The 23218-nt window shown below is 64.3% G+C and carries 21 protein-coding genes; 16 read left to right on the top strand and 5 right to left on the bottom strand.

Features of this window, described 5'->3' with window-relative positions; all coding sequences use genetic code 11:
• Positions 1–168: 168 nt before the first annotated feature.
• Positions 169–516, bottom strand: a complete 348-nt coding sequence (locus NKI49_RS05325; RefSeq protein ID WP_352695552.1) for an AraC family transcriptional regulator — start codon at positions 514–516, stop codon at positions 169–171.
• A 614-nt stretch (positions 517–1130) separates the two neighbouring features.
• On the opposite strand from NKI49_RS05325, the gene NKI49_RS05320 reads away from it, so the two are divergent.
• On the top strand, positions 1131–1304 hold the full coding sequence (locus tag NKI49_RS05320) for a hypothetical protein (protein ID WP_352601154.1): 174 nt from the start codon (positions 1131–1133) through the stop codon (positions 1302–1304).
• Here NKI49_RS05320 and NKI49_RS05315 read toward each other — a convergent pair.
• Complete coding sequence (locus tag NKI49_RS05315; protein ID WP_352601156.1) at positions 1301–1501, bottom strand: hypothetical protein; 201 nt, start codon at positions 1499–1501, stop codon at positions 1301–1303. The two genes, NKI49_RS05320 and NKI49_RS05315, sit on opposite strands and share 4 nt — an antisense overlap.
• A 402-nt stretch (positions 1502–1903) precedes the next feature.
• Here NKI49_RS05315 and NKI49_RS05310 point away from each other — a divergent pair, with 402 nt between their 5' ends.
• The 15 genes from NKI49_RS05310 (at position 1904) to NKI49_RS05240 (ending at position 19511) form a co-directional block, all read left to right on the top strand.
• Positions 1904–3367 (top strand): phospholipase D-like domain-containing protein, encoded by a 1464-nt coding sequence (locus NKI49_RS05310; protein ID WP_352601158.1) that lies wholly within the window; start codon positions 1904–1906, stop codon positions 3365–3367.
• A gap of 97 nt (positions 3368–3464) precedes the next feature.
• Entirely contained in the window at positions 3465–4271 is an 807-nt protein-coding gene (locus NKI49_RS05305) for an endonuclease/exonuclease/phosphatase family protein (protein WP_352601160.1), read from the top strand.
• A 95-nt stretch (positions 4272–4366) separates the two neighbouring features.
• Complete coding sequence (locus NKI49_RS05300; protein WP_352601162.1) at positions 4367–4711, top strand: hypothetical protein; 345 nt, start codon at positions 4367–4369, stop codon at positions 4709–4711.
• A gap of 171 nt (positions 4712–4882) precedes the next feature.
• On the top strand, positions 4883–5485 hold the full coding sequence (locus tag NKI49_RS05295; protein WP_027024280.1) for an ANTAR domain-containing response regulator: 603 nt from the start codon (positions 4883–4885) through the stop codon (positions 5483–5485).
• Positions 5482–6720, top strand: a complete 1239-nt coding sequence (locus NKI49_RS05290; protein WP_352601164.1) for a CmpA/NrtA family ABC transporter substrate-binding protein — start codon at positions 5482–5484, stop codon at positions 6718–6720. The genes NKI49_RS05295 and NKI49_RS05290 overlap by 4 nt, the downstream gene beginning before the upstream one ends.
• A gap of 358 nt (positions 6721–7078) precedes the next feature.
• Positions 7079–8395 (top strand): CmpA/NrtA family ABC transporter substrate-binding protein, encoded by a 1317-nt coding sequence (locus NKI49_RS05285; protein WP_352601166.1) that lies wholly within the window; start codon positions 7079–7081, stop codon positions 8393–8395.
• 69 nt (positions 8396–8464) lie between these two features.
• Entirely contained in the window at positions 8465–9355 is an 891-nt protein-coding gene (gene ntrB / locus NKI49_RS05280; RefSeq protein WP_352601168.1) for a nitrate ABC transporter permease, read from the top strand.
• 10 nt (positions 9356–9365) lie between these two features.
• Positions 9366–10163, top strand: coding sequence for an ABC transporter ATP-binding protein (locus NKI49_RS05275; RefSeq protein WP_352601170.1), 798 nt, complete (start codon positions 9366–9368; stop codon positions 10161–10163).
• Positions 10164–10564: 401 nt separating this feature from the next.
• Positions 10565–10762, top strand: coding sequence for a twin-arginine translocation signal domain-containing protein (locus NKI49_RS05270; protein WP_352601171.1), 198 nt, complete (start codon positions 10565–10567; stop codon positions 10760–10762).
• A 58-nt stretch (positions 10763–10820) separates the two neighbouring features.
• Positions 10821–12122, top strand: coding sequence for an MFS transporter (locus tag NKI49_RS05265; RefSeq protein ID WP_352601172.1), 1302 nt, complete (start codon positions 10821–10823; stop codon positions 12120–12122).
• A gap of 20 nt (positions 12123–12142) precedes the next feature.
• Positions 12143–14593, top strand: a complete 2451-nt coding sequence (gene nirB / locus NKI49_RS05260) for a nitrite reductase large subunit NirB (protein WP_352601174.1) — start codon at positions 12143–12145, stop codon at positions 14591–14593.
• Between the two features lie 5 nt (positions 14594–14598).
• The gene (nirD, locus tag NKI49_RS05255; protein WP_352601189.1) at positions 14599–14928 is read left to right on the top strand and encodes a nitrite reductase small subunit NirD; all 330 of its coding nucleotides are present in this window, start codon (positions 14599–14601) and stop codon (positions 14926–14928) included.
• A gap of 4 nt (positions 14929–14932) precedes the next feature.
• The gene (locus tag NKI49_RS05250; RefSeq protein WP_352695549.1) at positions 14933–17770 is read left to right on the top strand and encodes a nitrate reductase; all 2838 of its coding nucleotides are present in this window, start codon (positions 14933–14935) and stop codon (positions 17768–17770) included.
• 231 nt (positions 17771–18001) lie between these two features.
• Positions 18002–18376: a hypothetical protein gene (locus NKI49_RS05245; RefSeq protein ID WP_352603267.1), complete on the top strand. Its 375-nt coding sequence runs from the start codon at positions 18002–18004 to the stop codon at positions 18374–18376.
• A 277-nt stretch (positions 18377–18653) separates the two neighbouring features.
• Positions 18654–19511 carry a hypothetical protein gene (locus NKI49_RS05240; RefSeq protein WP_352603265.1) on the top strand — a complete coding sequence of 286 codons (858 nt, stop codon included), beginning with the start codon at positions 18654–18656 and terminating at the stop codon, positions 19509–19511.
• A gap of 280 nt (positions 19512–19791) precedes the next feature.
• Here the strand turns inward: NKI49_RS05240 and amaB are convergent, their stop codons facing one another.
• The 3 genes from amaB to NKI49_RS05225 all read right to left on the bottom strand — a co-directional run bounded on the left by amaB (position 19792) and on the right by NKI49_RS05225 (position 23148).
• The gene (gene amaB / locus NKI49_RS05235) at positions 19792–21306 is read right to left on the bottom strand and encodes an L-piperidine-6-carboxylate dehydrogenase (RefSeq protein ID WP_352603263.1); all 1515 of its coding nucleotides are present in this window, start codon (positions 21304–21306) and stop codon (positions 19792–19794) included.
• A 196-nt stretch (positions 21307–21502) separates the two neighbouring features.
• Positions 21503–22777, bottom strand: a complete 1275-nt coding sequence (locus NKI49_RS05230; RefSeq protein ID WP_352603261.1) for an RNA polymerase sigma factor — start codon at positions 22775–22777, stop codon at positions 21503–21505.
• A complete protein-coding gene (locus NKI49_RS05225) occupies positions 22774–23148 on the bottom strand; it encodes a YciI family protein (RefSeq protein ID WP_352603259.1) in 375 nt (124 codons plus the stop codon). Before NKI49_RS05225 ends, NKI49_RS05230 begins: the two co-directional genes overlap by 4 nt.
• Positions 23149–23218: the final 70 nt, after the last annotated feature.

Here is a 23218-nt window from a genome sequence, read left to right as displayed (position 1 = left end):
TCCATGTCAGAAAGCCATGATTCTGGATCGCAGTATTTCAGGATATTGCTGCGTCGTGAGAAAAGAGCGGTACAGGCCGGTGGAGGTTAACGGGTCGTTACTTCCGCCAACCCCTTCGATGCGAGGTCAGCCGCGCACAATTCGGCGCCTGGGCAATTTAGCCACCACTTATGCTTCGCGCCTAACCTTGTTCAACCGGGCCTGCAATGGCGTTGCACCGCGATATTTCTTCATCACCGTAGTAAAATGGCTCTGGCTGGAAAACCCGCAGAGATGAGCGATATCGGCGATCGTCAGGCGCTTGTCGAGAAGCAGTGTTTCGGCGAAGTCCAGCCGCAGATCGAGGACATACTGATGCGGCGGCGCTCCGAACGTCTTCGAGAAAGCCCGCACGAAGTGGGAGGGCGAAAGCTCGCAAACCGCGGCCATCTCGGCAAGCGTCAGCTTGCGCGAAAAATTCTCGTCGAGGAACGCCTGCACCTTGCGCGCACCGCGGACGGAAAGCCCGCCCTTCACGTTCAGCGCCGGCTGCCGCGCTCCTTTGGCCCCGGCAGCCCATTCCGGGCACCTTCATCGCGCCGCATTACCTGGCCTCCTGACATTTCCCAGATCGAGACCAACTTCATGCCGCACCCGCCGTTCCCTCGAAAAACAATATGTGATTGATCGGATTGGATTTACGCCGGCTCTTTCTCATTCCGGAGGACCAGCGCAAGCATGAAACGGGCATGAACGATCGGCGCCGGTGATCCCGGTCGGCTCGGCAGCGATCGTCTGGATTATATCGAGAGCCCGCGAGCTGGCTGTGCCTGACGCGGGCGGTTGCGCTGGCGCCGGCAAAATACCTGGGGAATGCACCTTTGCAAGAAGCTTCCGCGATCCAGGAGCGCGGCGAGAATACGTCGCACTCCCGCGCGGGGTTGCTCTTCTTGGGCTTGCACTTTCCGGAATAATGTCGAACACAGGTCGGGATACCCGTCCCCGATCGACGCCCCGGGAATCGCCGCCTTCCCAGGCCTCCGCATGTTTCATAGGCCTCGCCTCAGCCGCCTTGCCGCCGCTCGAATGCCCCTTAGCCCATCAACCCAAAATCAAACTAACGCACGGCCCGCGGCTAGGGAAGAACTTCCATGTGGAAAGAAAAAGCTTTATTCGGGATAGAAAAGAAAAAAGCAGTCGCTTGGTGGCGTTCGGCAGCATGTTTTTTCCGCCGATGGCCGGGAATCCTGTGCAAGGCAATCGCTTCAGCTTTCGATTCGCCTCGTCATTCTTGGCGGGATCTGGTGCTGGCTGTTGCCGGCTAAGTATCCTCGCGGCGCGCCTCGTACAGATCCCAGGCAAGTTCGACAAAGCCGAGAAGGACATCCTCCTCGTTCCATCCGGCCGCGACCGCCGCCTGGACGATTTCGCGCACGAGCGGCAGCAGCCGGCGCTGGCATTCCGCCGCCATGTCGACAGCGGCCTCATCCGCGGGAGGCCCGTCGAAGTCGAACTTCACCATTGGAGGCTCCCCCCTCGCCCGCAATCGAAACGTTACATCGTAATCTTTTTTTTGCTCCCGCTGATATACAATAAGTCCGGCTCGGGGCATAGCAAGTCTTCAGCGGTCGAAGCCAACGCAAGGTGACGTCGCGTCAGACTGTCTCCATGCTTCGCCAAGGATCGAAAACGGGTCAAGGTACACCAATTCTATCGTGATTGGAGCGATTCAAGCTCCGGCCCAAGATCACAGGTCTTGGAGCCAGGCCGCCTGTGTTGCCGCCGCCAGTAGAATTTCTCTTCCATGATGGCTGCGGCGATGCCGCGATCACATGCCTGCCGCCACAATATGCCTGGCAAGATCAATTCCAGCACATGATCGGCCGCATTGCCTTCTGTATCGGCTCGCTGGATAGTTCCTATCATGTTGGAGATCCTGGCGACTCACTGGCCGCGCATCCTCGCCATCATCTCGGTGGTGATGGCGACCGCCGGCATCGCTCACGCCGTCATGACCAAAGAGGACGTCCGCGCCGCCACCGGCTGGGTCGGCGTGATGGTGCTGTCGCCGATCCTCGGTTCGCTGATCTATGCCGTCGCCGGCATAAACCGCATTCGCCGCGCCACGATCAGCGCGCAGCGCCCGCTTGCCGGCGACGCGGCATCCGCAAGGCAGGACCACGACATCGCCGCCGAAGAGGCCCTGATCGTCGAGCGCTACGGGCTGCGGTTCACGGGCCTGCGCACGCTGGGCGACAGGGTGGCGCGGCGCGCGCTCAATCCGGGAAACGCGATCGAGGTGCTGGAGACGGGCGACGAGGCCTATGCCGCCATGTGCGCGGCGATCGACGGCGCCGAGCACAGCGTCCTACTCGAGACCTACATTTTCGATAACGACGCCGTCGGCTTGCTTGTCGTCGAATCGCTGGCCGGCGCCGTCCGGCGCGGCGTCACCGTTCGCGTGCTGATCGATGCCGTGGGCGCCCGTTATTCCGTGCCCAGCATCCTTGGCCATCTGCGCAAGACAGACATCCCCGTCGCCCTCTTCAACGGCAACATCGTCATGGGCCTGCGGCTGCCCTACGCCAATCTCAGGACCCACAGGAAGATCCTGGTCGTCGACGGCGCGGTCGCCTTTACCGGCGGCATGAACATCCGCAAGGGTTTTTCGGCCGAGTTCGCCGGCTCCAACAGCGCCAGGGACACGCATTTCCAGGTCACCGGCCCGGTTGTCGCCGACCTCTTCTCGGTCGCCGCCGAGGACTGGCGCTTCGCCACCAACGAAGCGCTGAAGGGCGAAGCCTGGCGCATAACGCCGCTGTCGCCGCCGGCCGGCCAGCAAATGCTTGTGCGGGCGGTCGCGTCCGGCCCCGACGCCAGCAATGAAACCAACCACAAGCTGCTGATCGGCGCGTTCTCGGTCGCCCGCAAATCGATCCGCCTGATGTCGCCTTATTTCCTGCCGGACCGCGAACTGATCAGCGCGCTGGTCACCGCGGCCAGGCGCGGCGTCGAGATCGACATCGTAGTGCCGGCGGTGAACAATCTCTTCCTCGTTGATCGCGCCATGACCGCGCAGTTCGACCAGGTCCTCAAGCATTATTGCCGCGTCTGGCGCACGAAGGGGCCTTTCGACCATTCGAAGCTACTGTCGATCGACGGCGTCTGGGCCTATGTCGGCTCTTCCAATCTCGACGCCCGCTCGCTGCGGCTGAATTTCGAGATCGACCTCGAAATCCTCGATGCCGGCTTTGCCGGCGAGATCGAGGCGCGGATCGGGTCGGCGATCGGAACGGCCGTACCAGTCACGCTGGAAACATTGCGGGCCCGGCCGTTCGTCATCCGGCTGTTCGATCGCATCCTGTGGCTGGGTTCGCCCTATCTCTGACAGAACGACGTGTTTGCCCGGCCGCTGGTCATGGAATATCCGCCGAAAGACTCTATTTGAGGTGCATGGTGAGAGTAGCAGGGATGGCGGGCAGACGATGCGGATGAACGGACGCAGCTTGCCGGCGACCGTGCTTCTGTCCATCCGCGACAGGCGCATGCGCAAGGCCAATGCCGCCTCGCCGACAAAGGCGGGCGCCACCGGAACGCTGGTCGCTTCCTACAACGTCCACAAATGCATCGGCGTCGACCGCAAGTTCGATCCCGACCGCACCAGCCGCGTCATTCGCGAAATCGACCCGGATGTCATCGCCTTGCAGGAGGCCGACAACCGTTTCGGCGATCGCACCGGGCTTCTGGATCTGTCCCGCCTCGAACTGGAAACCGGCCTGGTGCCGGTGCCGCTTTCAGCCACCGGCAAGGGCCACGGCTGGCACGGCAATGTCCTTCTGTTCAAGAAAGGCGTCGTTCGCGACGTGCATCAGATCAGGCTTCCCGGCCTGGAGCCGCGCGGCGCGGTGGTGGCGGAGCTCGATCTCGACGGAAACCAGACCTTGCGCGTCATCGCGGCGCATCTCGGCCTGCTGCGCCGGTCGCGGTCGCAGCAGGCGCAAGTCGTGCTGGACCTCATGAACAGCCCCGACGAGAAGCCGACGCTGCTGCTCGGCGACCTCAACGAATGGCGGCTTGGAAACCGCTCCGCCCTGAACACGCTGCACCTGACGTTTGGTCCGCTGCCGCCGGCTGTCCCCACCTTCCCGTCGAACCTGCCGCTGCTGGCGCTCGACCGCATCATGGCCAACCGGCACGGCATGATCGAGGCGGTGGAAGCGCATGACACCCCGCTTTCGCGCGTGGCCTCCGACCACCTGCCGCTGACTGCCTTCGTTCGCCTTGGCCAGTAGTACTGACGCCCAGGTTGCGCAAAGCTTACGGATTGGTATTGGAACGCCAGCGCGTTCCGCGAGTTGATAACGGTTGAACCGTAGGAGGACGAGAGATGAAGCGATTGATCCTGGCTTGTGCATTGGCCTTGGCCGCGACAGCATCAGTCATTGCGCCAACGCAAGCCGCCAGCCTGACCATCCAGTCCGACGACGATGACCAATACTTGCCGGACGACCAGTCCGACAATGGCGAGATTATCGTCCGCCGCCATCACTACCGGCAAAATTACGACCAGTATGGCGACTACCAGAATGGCGATGTGCAGTATGGTGATGACTATGGCGGCGAACATCCTCGCTACCACCGGTACCATCGCTACCAGCGCTGCCACGTCGAACTGGTCAGGCACTGGCGCCACCATCACAGGGTGATCGAACAGGTCCGCGTCTGCACCTGACCCGAGCCCGGAGCAGTTCCAGGAAAGCGGCAAATGTTTTGGAGCGGTTCGGCGTTTCCGCGAGACGGTGAACCGCTCCGGCGTGTCGGCAATGATGCGGGTCCACGGTCGTTTTGATGGAAGTGGCTATGCCGCATTGCACAATTTCGCGGCGTTGCCCACAATGCGGGCATGGTCCGATCCTCCCTAGCCGTTCTGGTGATCGATGAAAATCGCATCCGCGCCTCGATAATCGAGGCCGGTTTGCGTGAGGCCGGCCATCAGCGGGTCACCGTCGTCCATGACGTGACCGGCATCGCGCGGCGCATCGCCGAGATCGAACCCGACGTCATCGTCATCGATCTGGAAAACCCCAACCGCGACATGCTGGAAAACATGTTCCAGCTGTCACGCGCGGTGAAGCGGCCGATCGCCATGTTCGTCGACCGCTCGGACCAGGCCTCGATCGAGGCGGCGGTCGATGCCGGCGTCTCGGCCTATGTCGTCGACGGCCTGCGGCAGGAGCGCGTGAAGCCGATCCTCGACATGGCCGTCAGCCGCTTCAACGCCTTCTCGCGCATGGCGCGAGAACTGGAAGAGGCGCGCAGCGAACTGGAGAGCCGCAAGGTGGTCGACCGCGCCAAGGGCATCCTGATGAAATCGCGCGGCCTGACGGAAGAGGCCGCCTACAATTTGCTGCGCAAGACGGCGATGAACCAGAACCGCAAGATCGGCGACATCGCCCAGAGCCTGGTGACCGCGGCCGGCCTGCTCGGGCCAGCGGAGGACGAATGAGCATGAGGCACCAGATCACCGCCGGCTTCATGCCGCTTTTCGACAGTGCCGTGCTGGTCGCGGCCGGCGAACTGGGCTTTGCCGCCCGCGAAGGCGTCGATCTCACGCTGCACCGCGAGACGTCCTGGGCCAATATCCGCGACCGCATCGCCATCGGCCACTTCCATCTGGCGCACATGCTGGGGCCGATGCCGCTCGCCTGCAATCTCGGGCTGACGCCGCTGGCTTCCGAAACCATCGTGCCGTTCTCGCTGGGGCTCGGCGGCAATTGCGTAACCATCTCCAACGCCGTCTGGGCCGGCATGGCGGCGCATGGCGCCGAACCCGATCTCGATCCGGCGCGCGCCGGCGCGGCACTGGGCGCCTTCATTCGCGAGCGGGCCACCGCCGGCAACGATCCGCTGCGTTTCGCGGTCGTGCATCCTCATTCCGGGCACAATTACGAACTGCGCTACTGGCTTGCCGCCTGCGGCATCGATCCGACGCGCGAGATCGAGATCGTCATCGTGCCGCCGCCCTTCATGGCCGATGCGCTGGCCGCCGGCCGCATCGACGGCTACTGCGTCGGCGAGCCCTGGAACAGCGCCTCCGTCGCCGCCGGCACCGGCCACATCGTCACCGTCAAGGCCCGCCTGTGGCGCAACAGCCCGGAGAAGGTGATCGGCGTACGCAAGGCCTGGACCGATGAGAACCCCGATGCGCTGGCGGCGCTCTTGCGCGCGCTGCACCATTCGGCGCGCTGGTGCCAGGATCCGGCGAACCACGGCGAACTGGCCGATGTGATGGCGCAGCCCGGCTTCCTCGGCCTGCCGCCCGCCGTCCAGATGCCGATCCTGACCGGCCATCTCCGGCTGGGCGGCGGAGCGGAGCGGACCATCGACGATTTCTTCCTGCCCTTCGACAAGGCCGCGAACTTTCCTTGGAAGAGCCATGCGCTGTGGTTCTACACCCAGATGGTGCGCTGGGGGCACGTGGCGCACACGCCGGACAATCTCGCCATCGCGCGCGACTGCTACCGGCCCGACCTCTACCGCTCGGCGCTGAAGCCGCTCGGCGTGGCGTTGCCGGGTGCCAATTCGAAGGTCGAGGGCGCGCTGGCGTCTGCCACACCTGTCGGCTCCGCCGGCGCCAGTCTGGTGCTCGGCCCCGATGGCTTCTTCGATGGCCAGACCTTCGATCCCGACGAGATCGACGCCTACATTGCCGGGCAGAAATCGGCCCGCGCCAAGGCCTGATCATTTCCGCGCCATTCTTGTGCATTGCACAATAATTGTGCGTGCGCTGGCGCTAATGAACAATCTTTGGCTTGCTCGCGCTGCGGGATCGTGAGTCGATAATTATATCAAACCATTGATTTAATTTAGATTTATCATCCATTCCGAAACTGGCACGGTTCCTGCATTGCAATAGGCAGACTCTTCTCGGAGTCACGGAACAGGCGTCCAATGGCGGGCGCTACAGGCAAAGCTGCCGCTCAGGTCAACGCGCGATCCCGGATGGACGGACGCGCGCGGCCTGGCCGGCGGCTTTTTTGTTTTGATCGAACACGCAATCGACGGCGCTGTCCCAAGCAGTGCCCAACGGGAGACGACGATGACGAAACGCATCAAGACTGAAGCCCCTCTCGAGGGCATGACCCGCCGCAATTTTCTGATGGCAAGTGCTGCCGCGGCGGCAACCCTGGCGGCCGCGCGTGCGCTGCTGCCCTCTGGCGCCTATGCGGCTACTACCGCCCCGGAAGTCACCGGCGCCAAGCTCGGCTTCATCGCGCTGACCGATGCAGCCCCGCTGATGATCGCCAAGGAGAAAGGGCTGTTCGCGAAATTCGGCATGCCCGATGTCGAGGTGCTCAAGCAAGCGTCCTGGGGCGCGACGCGTGACAATCTGATGCTAGGCGGCGCCGCCAACGGCATCGACGGCGCCCACATCCTGACGCCGCTGCCTTATCTCATGCACACCGGCAAGGTGACGCAGAACAACCAGCCGCTGCCGATGGCGATCGTGGCGCGGCTCAACTACGACTGCCAGGGCATTTCGGTCGCGCAGGAATATGCCGCCACCGGCGTTGGCCTCGACGCCTCGAAGCTGAAGGACGTCTTCGCCGCCAAGAAGGCGGCCGGCAAGGAAATCAAGGCCGCCATGACGTTCCCCGGCGGCACGCATGATCTGTGGCTTCGCTACTGGCTCGCCGCCGGCGGCATCGATCCCGATAAGGACGTCTCCACCATCGTCGTGCCGCCGCCTCAGATGGTGGCCAACATGAAGGTCGGCAACATGGACGTGTTCTGTGTTGGCGAGCCGTGGAACGAGCAGCTCGTCCACCAAGGCGTCGGCTTCACCGCCGCCACCACGGGCGAGCTGTGGAAGGGCCATCCGGAAAAGGCGCTCGGCCTGCGCGCCGAGTTCATTGACAAATACCCGAATGCCACCAAGGCGATCCTGATGGCCGTCATGGAAGCCCAGCAATGGTGCGAGGCCAAGGAGAACAAGGACGAGATGGCCGCCATCATCGGCAAGCGGCAATGGATGAACGTGCCGGTCGCCGACATCATCGGCCGCCTCAAGGGCGACATCAACTACGGCAACGGCCGCGTCGCCAACGGCACCGATCTCTACATGAAGTTCTGGAAGGGCGGCGTCTCCTACCCGTTCAAGAGCCATGACGCCTGGTTCCTCGCCGAGAACGTCCGCTGGGGCAAGTTCGCGCCGACCACCGACATCAAGGCTCTGGTCGGGCAGGTCAACCGCGAGGATCTGTGGCGCGAGGCGGCCAAGGAACTCGGCGTTGCGGCGACCGATATCCCGGCGTCCTCGTCGCGCGGTGTCGAGACCTTCTTCGACGGCAAGGTCTTCGATCCGGAGAACCCCTCCGCCTATCTCGACAGCCTGAAGATCAAGGCCTCGGCATAGCCGGCGCAAACGGCAACGGCGCCTCGGGCGCCGTTGCGAAAGGCCTATCCCCACGGAGTTTTCCCAGACATGTCGATCCAGACAATCGAGGACACAAAGGTGAAAGCGCGTCCCGTCAAACCAGCGGAGGTCATCGCCTTCACCGCCAAGGCGCGGCGCCGCTTCGACCCGGTCGCGATCGCCGGCAAGCTGGCCGGCGCGCTGGTGCCGCCGGTCATCGTCATCGCGCTGATGCTGATCGTCTGGCAGATCGCCTGTTCGTCGCCCACATCAAGCCTGCCGCCGCCGAGCCAGGTCTGGAACGAGGCCTACGACCTGATCGCGCATCCCTTCTTCGACAATGGCCCGCAGGATATCGGGCTGGCCTGGCGGGTGCTGATCTCGCTGCAGCGCGTCGCCATCGGCTTCGGCATGGCGGCAATCGTCGGCGTCGCGCTCGGCGCGCTGGTCGGCCAGTCGATCTGGGCCATGCGCGGCCTCGATCCGGTGTTCCAGATCCTGCGCACCGTGCCGCCGCTGGCCTGGCTGCCGCTGTCGCTGGCGGCGTTCCGCGATTCCAGCCCGTCGGCGCTGTTCGTGATCTTCATCACCTCGATCTGGCCGATCATCATCAACACCGCCGTCGGCGTGCGCAACATCCCCGAGGATTACCGCAATGTTTCGCGCATCCTGCGGCTCAACCAGTTCGAGTTCTTCGTCAAGATCATGGTGCCGGCCGCCGCCCCCTACATCTTCACCGGCTTGAGGATCGGTATCGGCCTGTCCTGGCTCGCCATCGTCGCCGCCGAAATGCTGACCGGCGGCGTCGGCATCGGCTTCTTCATCTGGGACGCGTGGAACTCGTCACGGCTGCCCGACATCATCGTCGCGCTCGCCTATATCGGCATCACCGGCTTCTGCCTCGACCGGCTTGTCGCGGGCGTCGGCGCCTTCGTCACCCGCGGCACCACGGCAAAGTGAGGAGAGCGCCATGACGGCCTATCTGAAACTCGACCATATCGACAAATCCTTCGCCCGCGGCGGCCAGGTCAGCGAGGTGCTGAAAGATATCAGGCTGACCATCGACAAGGGCGAGTTCGTCTCCATCATCGGCCATTCCGGTTGCGGCAAGTCGACCTTGCTCAACCTGATCGCCGGACTGACCAGGGTCTCCGCCGGCGCCGTGCTGCTCGAAGACAAGGAAGTCGACAGCCCCGGCCCCGAACGCGCCGTGGTCTTCCAGAACCACTCGCTGCTGCCCTGGCTGACTGTCTACGAAAACATCAACCTGGCGGTGTCGAAAGTCTTCGGCCGCACCAAAAGCAAGGCCGAGCGGCATGACTGGATCATGCGCAACCTCGACCTCGTGCAGATGGCGCATGCCAAGGACAAGCGGCCGGCCGAGATATCGGGCGGCATGAAGCAGCGCGTCGGCATCGCCCGCGCGCTAGCCATGGAACCGAAGATCCTGCTGCTCGACGAGCCGTTCGGCGCGCTCGACGCGCTGACGCGCGCGCATCTGCAGGACGCGGTGATGGACATCCATTCCAGGCTCGGCTCGACGACGGTCATGATCACCCATGACGTCGACGAGGCGGTGCTTCTGTCCGACCGCATCGTGATGATGACCAATGGTCCGGCGGCGACCATCGGCGAGGTGCTTCCCGTGCCGTTGGCCCGGCCGCGCCGGCGCGTCGAACTCTCTTCCGACCGCACCTTCCTACGCTGCCGCGAGGCGGTGCTGAAGTTCCTCTACGAACGCCACCGCTTCGTCGAAGCCGCGGAGTAGCGACATGAGCGAAAAACCCGTCATCATCGGCGATTGGCAATCTGCATCGGCAACGGGCAATCTACCGCATTGCACAAATATTATGCTGCCGTGCAAGGCATTCTGACTAATCTTTGATCCGCTGCCGGGCTGGGCCAAAAGTCGCGCGGCCGCGGTTCACATTGATTTCATTCGATAATTCAGAGCGCTGTCGAATTGGCACGCTTCCTGCTTTTCAGAATGTAGGCCCGCAAGGGCCAAGTGACACGGCGTCCAATGGCGGGCGCCACAGGCAAAGCTGCCGCTCAGGTCAATGCGCGATCCGGATAGACGGACGCGCGGCCTGGCCGGCGGCTTTTTTGTTTTGATCGAATACGCAATCGAGGGCGCTGGTCCCAAGCGGCGCCCAACCGGAGACGACGATGACGAAACGGATCGGAACTGGTGCGTCCCTATCGGACTTCACGCGCCGCGATTTTCTGGCCAGCAGCGCGCTGACGGCGGCGCTGTTCGCCGCCACGCTCCTCCTCTTTCCGGCAGGCGCCAAGACCGACGGCAAGGGTCTCGAAGTGACCGCGCAAGGGTCGGTTTCAACTGTTTCGCCGATGCCGCGCCGCTGACAGTCGCGGACGAACAGACAAGCGCAGTGCCTCCCACGCCGCAAACCGGAGCCTGAGAATGACTGCAAATCTCCCAGCCGCGCCCAGCCAGGACAATGCTCCCAAGCAGGCGCTCATAATATCCACCATCGCCTTCACCGTCTGCTTCTCGGTGTGGACGATCTTTTCAATCATCGGCATCCGCATAAAGCAGGAACTTGGGCTGAACGAGACGGAATTCGGCCTGCTCGTCGGCACGCCAATTCTCACCGGCTCGCTCGTACGCATGTTGCTCGGCATCTGGACGGACCGCTTTGGCGGACGGCTGGTCTACACCGCGACCATGCTTGCGGCAGCGGTCGCTACCTTCCTGCTCGCTTATGCGCATACCTACGGGCAGATGCTGATCGCCGCGCTCGGCGTCGGGCTCGCCGGCGGCTCCTTCGCCGTCGGCGTCGCCTATGTTTCGCGCTTCTTCCCCGCCGGCAGGCAAGGAACGGCTCTCGGCATATTCGGTGTCGGCAATGTCGGAGCCGCGGTCACCAAGTTCCTGGCTCCGTTCGTGCTCCTCTCCTGGGGCTGGCAGTCGGTCGCGCAGATCTGGGCGGCCGCGTTGATCATCATGGCCGTCGTTTTCTGGTTCACGACCGGCGACGATCCAGTCATTCGTGAGCGCCGCGCCGGCAAGGCAGCACCCGCGAGAAGCTTCTGGCAGGAATTCGCGCCGCTGAAGAACCTGCAGGTCTGGCGCTTCGCCTTCTACTACTTCTTTGCCTTCGGGGCGTTCGTCGCTTTGTCACTGTGGTTGCCGCGCTATCTGATCGGTGTCTATGGGTTCGGCATCGCGACCGCCGGCATGATCGGCGCAGCCTATTCGATCCCGGCAAGTGTCTTCCGCGCCTATGGTGGCGTGCTTTCCGACCGGATCGGCGCTCGCACCGTGCTCTATTGGACTTTCGCGGTGTCGATCGTCGCCACGCTGGTCCTGTCGCTGCCCCCCACGGATTACGTCGTGCACGGCATCACCGGGCCGATCGCCTTCCACTTCGCTATCGGGCCGGTTGCCTTCATTGCCGTCGCCAGCGCACTCGGCTTCTTCATGAGCCTTGGCAAGGCTGCCGTCTACAAGCACATTCCGGCCTATTATCCGGGCAGCGTTGGCGCCGTCGGCGGAGTCGTCGGCATGATCGGCGGGCTCGGCGGTTTCGTACTGCCGATCGCCTTCGGCGCGCTCAACGACCTCACGGGCGTCTGGTCGAGCTGCTTCATGCTGCTCTTCGTCATCGTCGCCGCCTGCTTTGCCTGGATGCATTTCAGCATCCGGCGGATGGAGCGCGCGGCATCTGCCGAAGCTCCAGCCCTTTCATACGCGGCTGAGTGACACCGGAGCGGATCAGGAACATGACCGAAAAACTCGTCATCATCGGCAACGGCATGGCCCCCGGGCGCATGCTGGAGCATCTCTTGGAAAAGGCGCCAGACCGCTACCAGGTCACCATCTTCAACGCCGAGCCCAGGGTGAACTACGACCGCATCATGCTGTCGCCGGTTCTCTCCGGTGAAAAGGCCTATGAGGAGATCATCATCCATGGCGATGGCTGGTACATCAAGCACGGCATCACCCTCTACAAGGGCCACAAGATTGTCGCCATCGACCGGACGGCGAAGACCGTCACCTCCGATCATGGCGTGACGGAACCTTACGACAAGCTGGTCATCGCCACCGGATCGGTGCCGTTCATTATTCCGGTGCCCGGCCATGACCTGCCGGGCGTGCTGACCTACCGCGACCTCGACGATGTACAGGCCATGATGCTCGCCGCGCAGTCGCGCTCCAAGGCCGTCGTCATCGGCGGCGGCCTGCTCGGGCTCGAGGCGGCGGCGGGGCTGAATTCGCAAGGCATGGACGTAACCGTGCTGCATGTCATGCCGACCTTGATGGAGCGCCAGCTCGACCCGGCCGCCGGCTACCTCCTGCAGCGTGCCGTCGAGCAGCGCGGCATCAAGGTCGTCACCAAGGCCAACACCCAGGCCATCACGGGCAACGGCAAGGTCGAGCAGGTGGAACTCGCCGACGGCACCATCATCCCGGCGACGCTGGTGGTGATGGCGGTCGGCATCCGGCCGAATGCCGCGCTGGCCAAGGAAGCCGGCATCGCCGTCAATCGCGGCATCGTCGTCGACGCCGGCATGCGCAGCAACGATCCCGATATCTACGCGCTCGGCGAGTGCGCCGAGGTCAACGGCCAGGTCTATGGCCTGGTCGCGCCCCTCTACGAGATGGCCCGCGTTGCCGCCAGCCAGCTTGCCGGCGACGAGGCGGCGGCCTTCGTCCACATGGACACGCCGACCAAGCTCAAGGTCACCGGCATCGACCTGTTCTCGCTCGGCGATTTCGCCGAGGGCGAAGACCGCCAGGAGATCGTGCTGCGCGACGCCGCCGCCGGCGTCTACAAGCGCCTCGTGCTCAAGGATGACCGTATCATCGGCACCGTGCTCTATGGCGAGACGGCAGACGGCGCCTGGTTCAACGACCTCAAGAAGAAGCAGACCGACATATCGGAGATGCGCGACACGTTGATCTTCGGCCAATCCTACCAGGGGGGTGCCCCGCTGGACCCTATGGCGGCCGTTGCAGCCTTGCCGGATGATGCGGAAATCTGCGGCTGCAACGGCGTATGCAAGGGAAAGATCACCAGTGCGATCACGGCCAAGGGCCTGAACTCGCTCGACGACGTGCGCGCCCACACCAAGGCGTCGGCCTCCTGCGGTTCCTGCACCGGGCTGGTCGAGAAGCTGATGGTGCTGACCATCGGCGACAACTACAACCCGGCGGCCGTCCAGCCGATGTGCGGCTGCACCACGCTCGGCCATGACGAAGTACGCCGGCTGATCAAGGCCAAGGGTTTGAAGACTATTCCGGCCGTCATACAGGAGCTGGAATGGACGACCTCCTGCGGCTGCGCCAAATGCCGGCCGGCGCTGAACTACTATCTCGTCTGCGACTGGCCGGATGAGTACGCCGACGACTACCAGTCGCGCTTCATCAACGAGCGCGTCCACGCCAACATCCAGAAGGACGGCACCTATTCGGTGGTGCCGCGCATGTGGGGCGGCGTCACCAACGCCGCCGAATTGCGCGCCATCGCCGATGTCGTCGATAAGTTCGAAATCCCGATGGTCAAGGTCACCGGCGGCCAGCGCATCGACATGCTCGGCATCCGCAAGGAAGACCTGCCGGCGGTGTGGGCCGATCTCGGCCAGGCCGGCTTCGTCTCCGGCCATGCCTATGCCAAGGGCCTGCGCACCGTGAAGACCTGCGTCGGCTCCGACTGGTGCCGCTTCGGCACGCAGGATTCGACCGGCCTCGGCATCCGCATCGAGAAATTCATGTGGGGTTCCTGGACGCCGGCCAAGGTCAAGATGGCGGTGTCCGGCTGCCCGAGGAACTGCGCCGAGGCGACCTGCAAGGATGTCGGCGTCATCTGCGTCGACAGTGGTTACGAGATCCATTTCGCCGGCGCCGCCGGCCTCGACATCAAGGGCACCGAGGTGCTCGGCATGGTCAAGACCGAGGACGAGGCGCTGGAGCACATCGTGGCACTGACGCAGATGTACCGCGAACAGGCCCGCTATCTCGAGCGCATCTACAAATGGGCCAAGCGCGTGGGGATAGCCGAGATCAAGCGCCAGATCATGGACGATGGCGAGAAGCGCAAGGCCTATTACGAACGCTTCATCTTCAGCCAGAAATTCGCCCAGGTCGACCCTTGGTCGGAACGCGTATCCGGCAAGGACAAGCACGAATTCCGGCCGATGGCTTCGGTAGGTTTTGCAGAGGCGGCGGAATGATGAAGATGAACTGGGTATCGATCGGCACGCTCTCCGACATCCCCCGCCGTGGCGCGCGCTGCGTCTCCACACCCGAGGGCAAAGTCGCCGTCTTCCGCACTCAGGACGACCAGGTCTATGCCATCGACGACCATTGCCCGCACAAGGGCGGCCCGCTCAGCCAGGGCATCGTCCATGGCGCGGCGGTGACGTGCCCCTTGCACAATTGGGTGATCTCGCTGGAGACCGGCAAGGCGCTCGGCGCCGACGAGGGCGCGGTGCGCACTATTCCCGTGAAGGTCGAGGGCGAGCGCCTGTTCATCGCGCTGGAAGCGCTGGCCAGCCGCGCGGCCTGAAATCATGGAGATTGAGGAAGCGCGCGAGGTGAGGACCACCTGCCCCTATTGCGGGGTAGGCTGCGGCGTGCTGGCGAAGGTCTCCGCGGACGGCGAAGTCAGCGTCCGCGGCGACCCCGACCATCCGGCGAATTTCGGCCGGCTCTGCTCCAAGGGCTCGGCATTGGCCGAGACCATCGACCTCGACGGCAGGTTGCTTCGTCCGGAGATTGATGGCCGCCACGCCGGCTGGGACGAGGCGCTCGACCTCGTCGCCTCGACCTTCTCGCAAACCATCGCCGAGCACGGCCCCGACGCGGTCGCTTTCTACGTCTCCGGGCAACTGCTGACCGAGGATTATTACGTCGCCAACAAGCTGATGAAAGGGTTTGTCGGCTCGGCCAATATCGACACCAATTCGCGGCTCTGCATGGCCTCGTCGGTCGCCGGCCACCGCCGCGCCTTCGGCTCGGACACGGTGCCTGGAACCTACGAGGACCTGGAGCTTGCCGACCTGATCGTGCTGGTCGGCTCCAATCTCGCTTGGTGCCATCCCGTGCTCTACCAGCGCATCGCGGCGGCCCGCGAAAAACGGCCCGAGATGAAGATCGTGCTGGTCGACCCGCGCCGCACCATGACCGCCGATATCGCCGACATGCATCTGGCGATCGCGCCCGATGGCGACGTCGCTCTGTTCACCGGCCTGCTCGCCTATCTCGGCCGGCACAACGCTCTGGACCGCGCCTACATCACCGCGCATACCACCGGCTTCGGACAAGCCCTTTTCGCTGCCTCGGCGCTCGACCTTGCCGGCATCGCCGCCGCCACCGGCCTGAGCGAGGATGAGCTCGTCCGTTTCTACAGCCTGTTTGCCGCCACTCCCCAAACCGTGACGGTCTATAGCCAGGGCGTGAACCAATCGTCGTCGGGCACCGACAAGGTCAACGCCATCATCAACTGCCATCTCGCCACCGGGCGTATCGGCAAGCCCGGCGCGGGCCCGTTTTCGGTCACCGGCCAGCCTAACGCCATGGGCGGCCGCGAGGTCGGCGGCATGGCCAACATGCTCGCCGCCCATATGGAGATCGAAAACCCCGAGCATCGCGACCGCGTGCGGCGCTTCTGGAACGCGCCTGAAATTGCCGAAAAGCCCGGCCTCAAAGCGGTCGAGATGTTCAAGGGCGTGGCCGACGGGCGCATCAAGGCGCTGTGGATCATGGCCACCAATCCGGTCGACTCGATGCCGGATGCCGATGCTGTCGAAGCCGCGATCAAGGCCTGCCCGTTCGTCGTGGTTTCCGATGTGCTGGCCAGGACCGATACCGTCCGCCATGCCCATGTCCGGCTTCCGGCCGCCGCCTGGGGCGAGAAGGACGGCACCGTCACCAATTCCGAGCGCCGCATCTCACGCCAGCGCGCCTTTTTGGGCGTGCCCGGCGAGGCGCGGCCCGACTGGTGGATCATTGCCGAAGTGGGCAAGCGGATGGGGTTCGGCGAGGCGTTTTCCTATGACGCGCCGGCCGAGATTTTTGGCGAGCATGCCGCGCTGTCCAGGTTCGAGAATGACGGCGCGCGGGATTTCGATATTGGGACTTATGCTGGAATTGATGATGAGAGCTACGAGAGGTTGACGCCGTTCCAATGGCCGGCTCCGAGCCAAGGCGCCCCCCTCTGGCCTGCCGGCCATCTCCCCCTCAAGGGGGGAGATGGGCTGTTGGGGCCGCCTTCGCTAACTGCCAACGTCGCAGAACGAGCGCCATCGCCGAATCAACCAAATTCCCCCCTTGCGGGGGAGATGTCCGGCAGGACAGAGGGGGGCGCTCAAACTCGACATGGACTTTCCAGCACCCGCTTCTTCGCCGACGGCAATTTCTACACACCCGACCGCAAAGCCAAATTCATCGCCATCCGCCCGGCAACCGACACTCGCACCACCCCCGAATTCCCGCTGATCCTCAACACCGGCCGCATTCGCGACCATTGGCACACGATGACGCGGACCGGCAAAAGCCCGCGGCTGTCCCAGCACATCGCCGAGCCTTTCGTCGAAATCCATCCGGCCGATGCCCAGCAATTCGGCATCGGCGACGCGGACATCGTGCGTGTCTCCAGTCCGCGCGGCGAAGTGCTGGTCCGCGCCCTGATTACGGCTCGCCAGCGCCGCGGCAGTGTGTTCGCGCCGATGCACTGGACCGACCAGTTCGCCGGCAGGAGCCGGCTCGACACGCTCACCGCGCCGCTCGTCGATCCGGTCTCGGGCCAGCCGGCGCTGAAACATGTAGCGGCGCGCATCGAAAAATTCGCCGCCAAGACCTTCGGCTTCGCCGTGACACGCACTCGGCCGGAACCGGCGACGGCGGCCTATTGGGCGGTTGCCAGATGCCGCGGCGGCTGGCGGGTCGAGCTTGCCTTCGACGACGACGCGATCGACTGGGCGGCCTTCGCCGGCGCGCTCTTCCACGCACCCGCAGCCGAGATGCTCGCCTATCACGACAGCGATGCCGGACAGCATCGCATTGCTGCTTTCGATGGCGACCGTCTTGCCGGCGCCCTGTTCATCGCCGCCGGCCCGGTCGCGGTGTCGCGGGGCTGGGCGGCTGAACAGCTCGAGGACACCCACACCAGCCAGCGCGAACGCTTCAGGATCGTCGCCGGTCGCGCCGGCGCCGACCGGCCCGATGCGGGCGCCACCGTCTGCTCCTGCTTCAGCGTCGGGGTCAACCAGATCGTGGCGGCGGTCGCGGCCGGTTGCACCACCGTCGAGGCCGTCGGCGGCGCGCTGAAGGCCGGCACCAATTGCGGCTCCTGCCGCTCCGAGATCCGCGCGATCATCCAGACCAACCGGGTTCAAGCGGCCGAGTGAGAGGCGCTTGGGGCCTGCTCGACGACACAGCGGCAGCAGACTGAAACCGCGCTGCTGCGATCACAACATGTCAACTCTGCGTTCCCTGCCATCCAAGGAACTGGAACATCGCTATATCAGCATTGCGGGCGACGAACCGCCGGCGATGACACGATCATCGCGACGCGACGGGCGCCCGTGTTCGGAAAGCGATACCCATACCGCTTTCCCTGTAAAAAGGGAGGCGCGACCATGCGCATTTTCAGACCAAGGATCATAGCGATCGCATCGCTCCTGGCGGCAGCCCCGTTGTCGAGCGCCTACGCGGTCCAACGCCACAGGGTCGAACCGCAAGGCATGTCCGTTGCAGCAAGAGTGGTCCTGGACCAGCTCCAGGGCGTGAAGCAAGGGATTATCCACGCCAGGACCGCCAAGGCGATCACCGACGAGCAGGAGCACGAGCTGATGGCGAGGGCCGACGCCGTCCATCGCGCGGCCGCGCACGGCGGCGCATATCGGGATCTGCTCGGCCAGGTCGGGGACCTGGATCAGCGGCTGCGAAACGCCACGGGCGGCGGCTTCTACATCGGCGACGGCGCTGATGGCGGCTATTATCCAAACGGCTGAGGCGGGCCGGCAATGCTCGCACGGCACCTCCGACAAATCTTCGCGAATTCCCACTGGGCCGAAGCGGCGGCGGAGACAGGCGCGACGTCTTCCATGCCCTGGGAAGGGTTTCCAAGCCACGGCAAACCGGTTAGCAAGCTGCGGCATAATCGATCGTGATTGGGCCTGGCCTGGCCTCCGCATTTGGTACCTCTGGACACGATTCTTGAACGGCTGAAAAATGGGCCGTGACTCGCCGTGGAGTCGGGCCGTGGAGTCGGATTGGAGCATCAGCCGGATGGCGCTGGATTTGGAAAACATTGCCCGCCATCCGGCTCTGCATCGCTGCGTTCAGGAACAGTCGCTGGCACTGATCCGAATTTATGAGGACAGCCCGCGGCTGGCTTCAATTTTCGCTACGCAGCAGCGGTGGCTGATGGGTCATGTCGGCCTCGCCATGCACTTCAGGCGTGACCCGCTCGACCGGCGCAAGGATCTGACGGTATCGCGGTTCATCGAGGTGGTGCACCGGCACACGGTGGCCAGCCGCAACACGGCGGACGCGTTCATCAAGGAGATGCTGCATTACAAGGTTGCCGAGTACGTCGCGGGTGGCGATGGGCGTACGCACCCCTTGCAGCCGACGGAAGCGACCGTGCGGACATTCACCGGCTGGGTTCTTGCCCATCTGCGGACGCTGGATCATATCGACGGTGGCGACCGGCTGGCCAGGTTCATGGAACGGCCCGACATGGTATCCAGACTCCAGCCACTGGTGGCGGACGGTCTGCTTGCCTCCAAGCCGGTGCGCGAGCCCAATCAGACCTTTTCGCTGTTCATCTGGCTCAACAATGGCGGTATCGTCATGGACTGGCTGATGTCGGGCATCGATCCCGACGATGCCGGCCTGGATCAGATACCGACCAGCGTGGTTTCGATCGGCGACTTCGCTAGGTGGCTCAAGCTCTCGCGCACCCATCTTGGCCGCAAACTACGCGACGCCGAGAAGCTTGGCAGCGTCGGCTGGCTCGGCCAGCGCGGCCATTCGGTGATGTGGGTCTCGCACCGGTTCTACGAGGAATACATGACCGTCCAGGCGGCCAAGCTGGCTATTGTCGACAGTGCCTTCGACGCCTGTTTTTTCACCGACCGCTGAGACTGCCGCTGCGGCTGGCCGCAACCTGCGGGTCTTTCTTGCGACGTTGGGGATTGGCGAAACCGGCGTGAGCTCCCCTCTCCCCGTCACTATACGGGGAGAGGATGCCGGTCCACCCTCCGCAGCTGCAGCGCAGCTGCTGCGGAGGACGGGCAGGCAGGTGAGGGGCAGCGCTGACTTGGACGACCGGTTGGTTCGGCAAGTTGGAAACGATCTGAAGCGATTGCCCCGGTACGAACGGCTCGGCTGTGCAAAGTCACCCGGGCCGGAAGCGGCGTTCTCAATCGATGTCGAACGAGACGCCTTGGGCAAGCGGCAGCGCCTTGGAATAGTTCACCGTGTTGGTGGCGCGCCGCATATAGGCTTTCCACGCATCGGAGCCGCTCTCGCGGCCGCCGCCGGTTTCCTTTTCACCACCGAAGGCGCCGCCGATCTCGGCTCCGGAGGTGCCGATGTTGACATTGGCGATGCCGCAATCCGAACCGTCGACGCCGAGGAAACGCTCGGATTCCTGCAGGTCGCGGGTGAAGATCGACGACGACAGGCCGGCGCCGACGGCGTTGTGCTCGTCGAGAACCGCGTCGAAATCCGAATATTTCATCACATAGAGGATCGGCGCGAAGGTTTCTTCGGTCACCGGCGAGACTTGCTTCTGCATCTCGACCAGCGCGGGATGCACATAATAGGCGTCCGGATGCCCGTTCTCGACACGCGTGCCGCCGGTCACCTTGCCACCCTGGGCGGCAGCTTCCTTCAGCGCCTTCTGCATGGCCTCGTATGCGGCCTTGTCGATCAGCGGCCCGACCAGCGAGGACGTCTCCAGCGGATTGCCGACCGAGACGCTCTGATAGGCCTTCTTCAGCCGCGGCAGCAGGGCGTCGTAGACGCTTTCATGCACGAACAGGCGCCGCAGCGTCGTGCAGCGCTGCCCGGCCGTGCCCATCGCTCCAAAGGCAATCGCGCGCAGCGCCATGTCGAGATCGGCGGTCGGGCAGACGATGCCGGCATTGTTGCCGCCGAGCTCCAGCACGGCGCGCGCGAAGCGCTTGGCCAGCCGCGGGCCGACGTCGCGGCCCATGCGCGTCGAGCCGGTGGCCGAAACCAGCGGCACCTTGGGATGGTCGACCAGGATCTCGCCGACGGCGCGGTCGCCGATCAGCACCGGCGCCAGCCCTGCCGGCGCGTCAGTACCGAAGCGCTTCACCGCGCGCGCAAAAATCGCTTCGCAGGCAAGTGCGGTCAGCGGCGTCTTCTCCGACGGCTTCCACACCACCGCGTCGCCGCAGACCAGCGCGAGGGCTGCGTTCCACGACCACACCGCGACCGGGAAGTTGAAGGCCGAAATGACACCGACGACGCCGAGCGGGTGCCAGGTTTCCATCATGCGATGGCCCGGGCGCTCGGTGGCGATGGTCAAGCCGTACAATTGACGGGACAGGCCGACGGCGAAATCGCAGATGTCGATCATCTCCTGCACTTCGCCCAGGCCTTCGGAGGGAATCTTGCCGACCTCGATCGACACCAGCCGTCCGAGCTCGGTCTTGTGCGCGCGCAACTCTTCGCCCAGGAGCCGCACCAACTCGCCGCGCCGGGGACCCGGCACCAGCCGCCAAGCCTGGAAAGCCTTGTGCGCGGCTTCGATGGTGCTTGCAGCATCAGCCGGCGAAATCGTCTTCAGAGCCGCGATCTCTTCGCCCGTCAACGGGCTGCGCACGATGAGGTCGCCCCCGACGAGTGCCTCCCCAGCCACGCCCAGTTTCGCCAGAAGCTCGGCCGTTTCCTTCGCTATCGTCATTTTTTGTTCCTTTTCAGATCCCGCCATCAAATGGCGATGGTCCAAGCCTTGCGCCCTCACCTGCCTGCCGGCACTTCGGTCGCTGTCATGGCGTGCCATTACGCGTTTCGGGAGAAAATCGCCACCCCGGCATGGTCCAAGCCCAAGCCGCATGATTGAGCCACGACGCGATCGAGCAAAAAAGGCAGAGTGGCGCTCAGTTTGCTTTCTGCGCCGGCGCGCGCACGGCGCCCTCTTTCATCAGGCGGTCTATATGCATGCGGATATGGGCCGCTTCCGCCGCCGTGTTGGCGAGCGCAATGGCGCGGTCGAAGGCGACACGTGCCTCCTCGCCCCGGTCGAGTTGCATCAAGAGCCCGCCCTTGAGACCGAAGAAGTGGAAGTAACCGGAAAGCCGCTGTTCGAGCGGCTCGATCATGGCAAGGGCCTCTTGCGGGCCGCGCACCTTGGAGATCGCGACCGCGCGGTTGAGCGTGATCACCGGCGACGGCTGCATCTGTTCGAGCAGGCCGTAGAGCAGGTCGATCTCCACCCAGTCCGTATCCTCGGCCTTTTCGGCGCGCGCATGCAGCGCGGCGATCGCCGCTTGCACCTGGTAGGGGCCGGGCTTGCGATGGCGCAGCGCCTTGTCGACCAGCGCTAGCCCCTCGTCGATCATCTTGCGGCTCCACAGGCCGCGATCCTGGTCCTCGAGCAGCACGACCTCGCCATTTTCGTCGAAACGGGCCGGCGCGCGCGCATGCTGGAGAAGCAACAGCGCCGCCAGCCCCATGATCTCCGGCTCGGTCTGGAACAGCCGCAGCAACAGCCGGGCGAGCCGGATCGCTTCCTCGCACAGAGGCGCGCGGGCCGGCGCCTCGCCGCTATTGGTCGAATAGCCCTCGTTGAAGATCAGGTAGACCATGGCCGCGACCGCCGCGAGCCGCTCGGAACGTTCGACCGCGCCCGGCGTCTCGAACGGCACGCCGGCGTCGGCGATGCGCGCCTTGGCGCGGGTGATGCGCTGTTCCATCGCGCTCTCGCCGACCAGAAAGGCGCGCGCGATCTGCTTGACCGAGAGACCCGAGACGATGCGTAGCGCCACCGCAATCTGCTGCGTCGCCGGCAGGTCGGGATGGCAGCAGATGAACAGCAGCCGCAATATGTCGTCGCGGTAATGCGCGCCGTCCAGCCGCTCGGCAATATCGCTCTCGGCGTCTTCCAGATCGGAGATCTGGTCTTCTTCCGGCATCGGCGCCTGCTTGGCGCGCTTGCGCACCGCGTCGATGCCGCTGTTGCGGCCGACAAAGATCAGCCAGGCCGCCGGGTCGCGCGGTGGCCCGTTCTGCGGCCAGTTCTTCAGCGCCCTGAGGCACGCGTCCTGGAAAGCTTCCTCCGCCGTGTCGAGATCGCGGAAATAGCGCAGCAGCGCGCCCATCGCCTGCGGGCGGGCGGCGCTGATCGCGGAGCTGATCCAGGCGAGTTCGGTCATGCGGGAACCTTGGCGGGATTGAAGATGGATACCGGCCGGATTTCATAGGACCCGCCGCTCGGATTGACCTCGGAAAGTTCGCGCGCGAATTCGACCGCCTCGTCGAGATCGGCGCATTCGAGCGTGTAGAAACCCAGGAACTGTTCCTTGGTCTCGGCGAACGGACCGTCGATGACGACCGATTCGCCCTTGACCTTCCTCAGCGTCGTCGCCGCCGTCGTCGGCAAAAGCCGCGCCACCGGGCCAAGCCGGCCGACGTCTGCGTATTTCTGCTGGACATCGAGGAGGTTAGCCATGACCTGATCGTCCTGCTCCTTGCTCCAGGAGCAGACGACGTCTTCGGAAGCATAGCACAGGATAGCGTAGAGCATGGTTTGTCCTCTTCTGTGTCAAAGGACGAAACACTAGGACCGATCCCGACACGGCGCGATAAAAAAATCG

The sequence above is a fragment of the Mesorhizobium sp. M0587 genome, from assembly GCF_040320945.1.
Taxonomy (GTDB): Bacteria; Pseudomonadota; Alphaproteobacteria; order Rhizobiales; family Rhizobiaceae; genus Mesorhizobium.
Note: the sequence above shows the minus strand (reverse complement) of the source record. Positions and strands in the feature narration are given on the sequence as shown.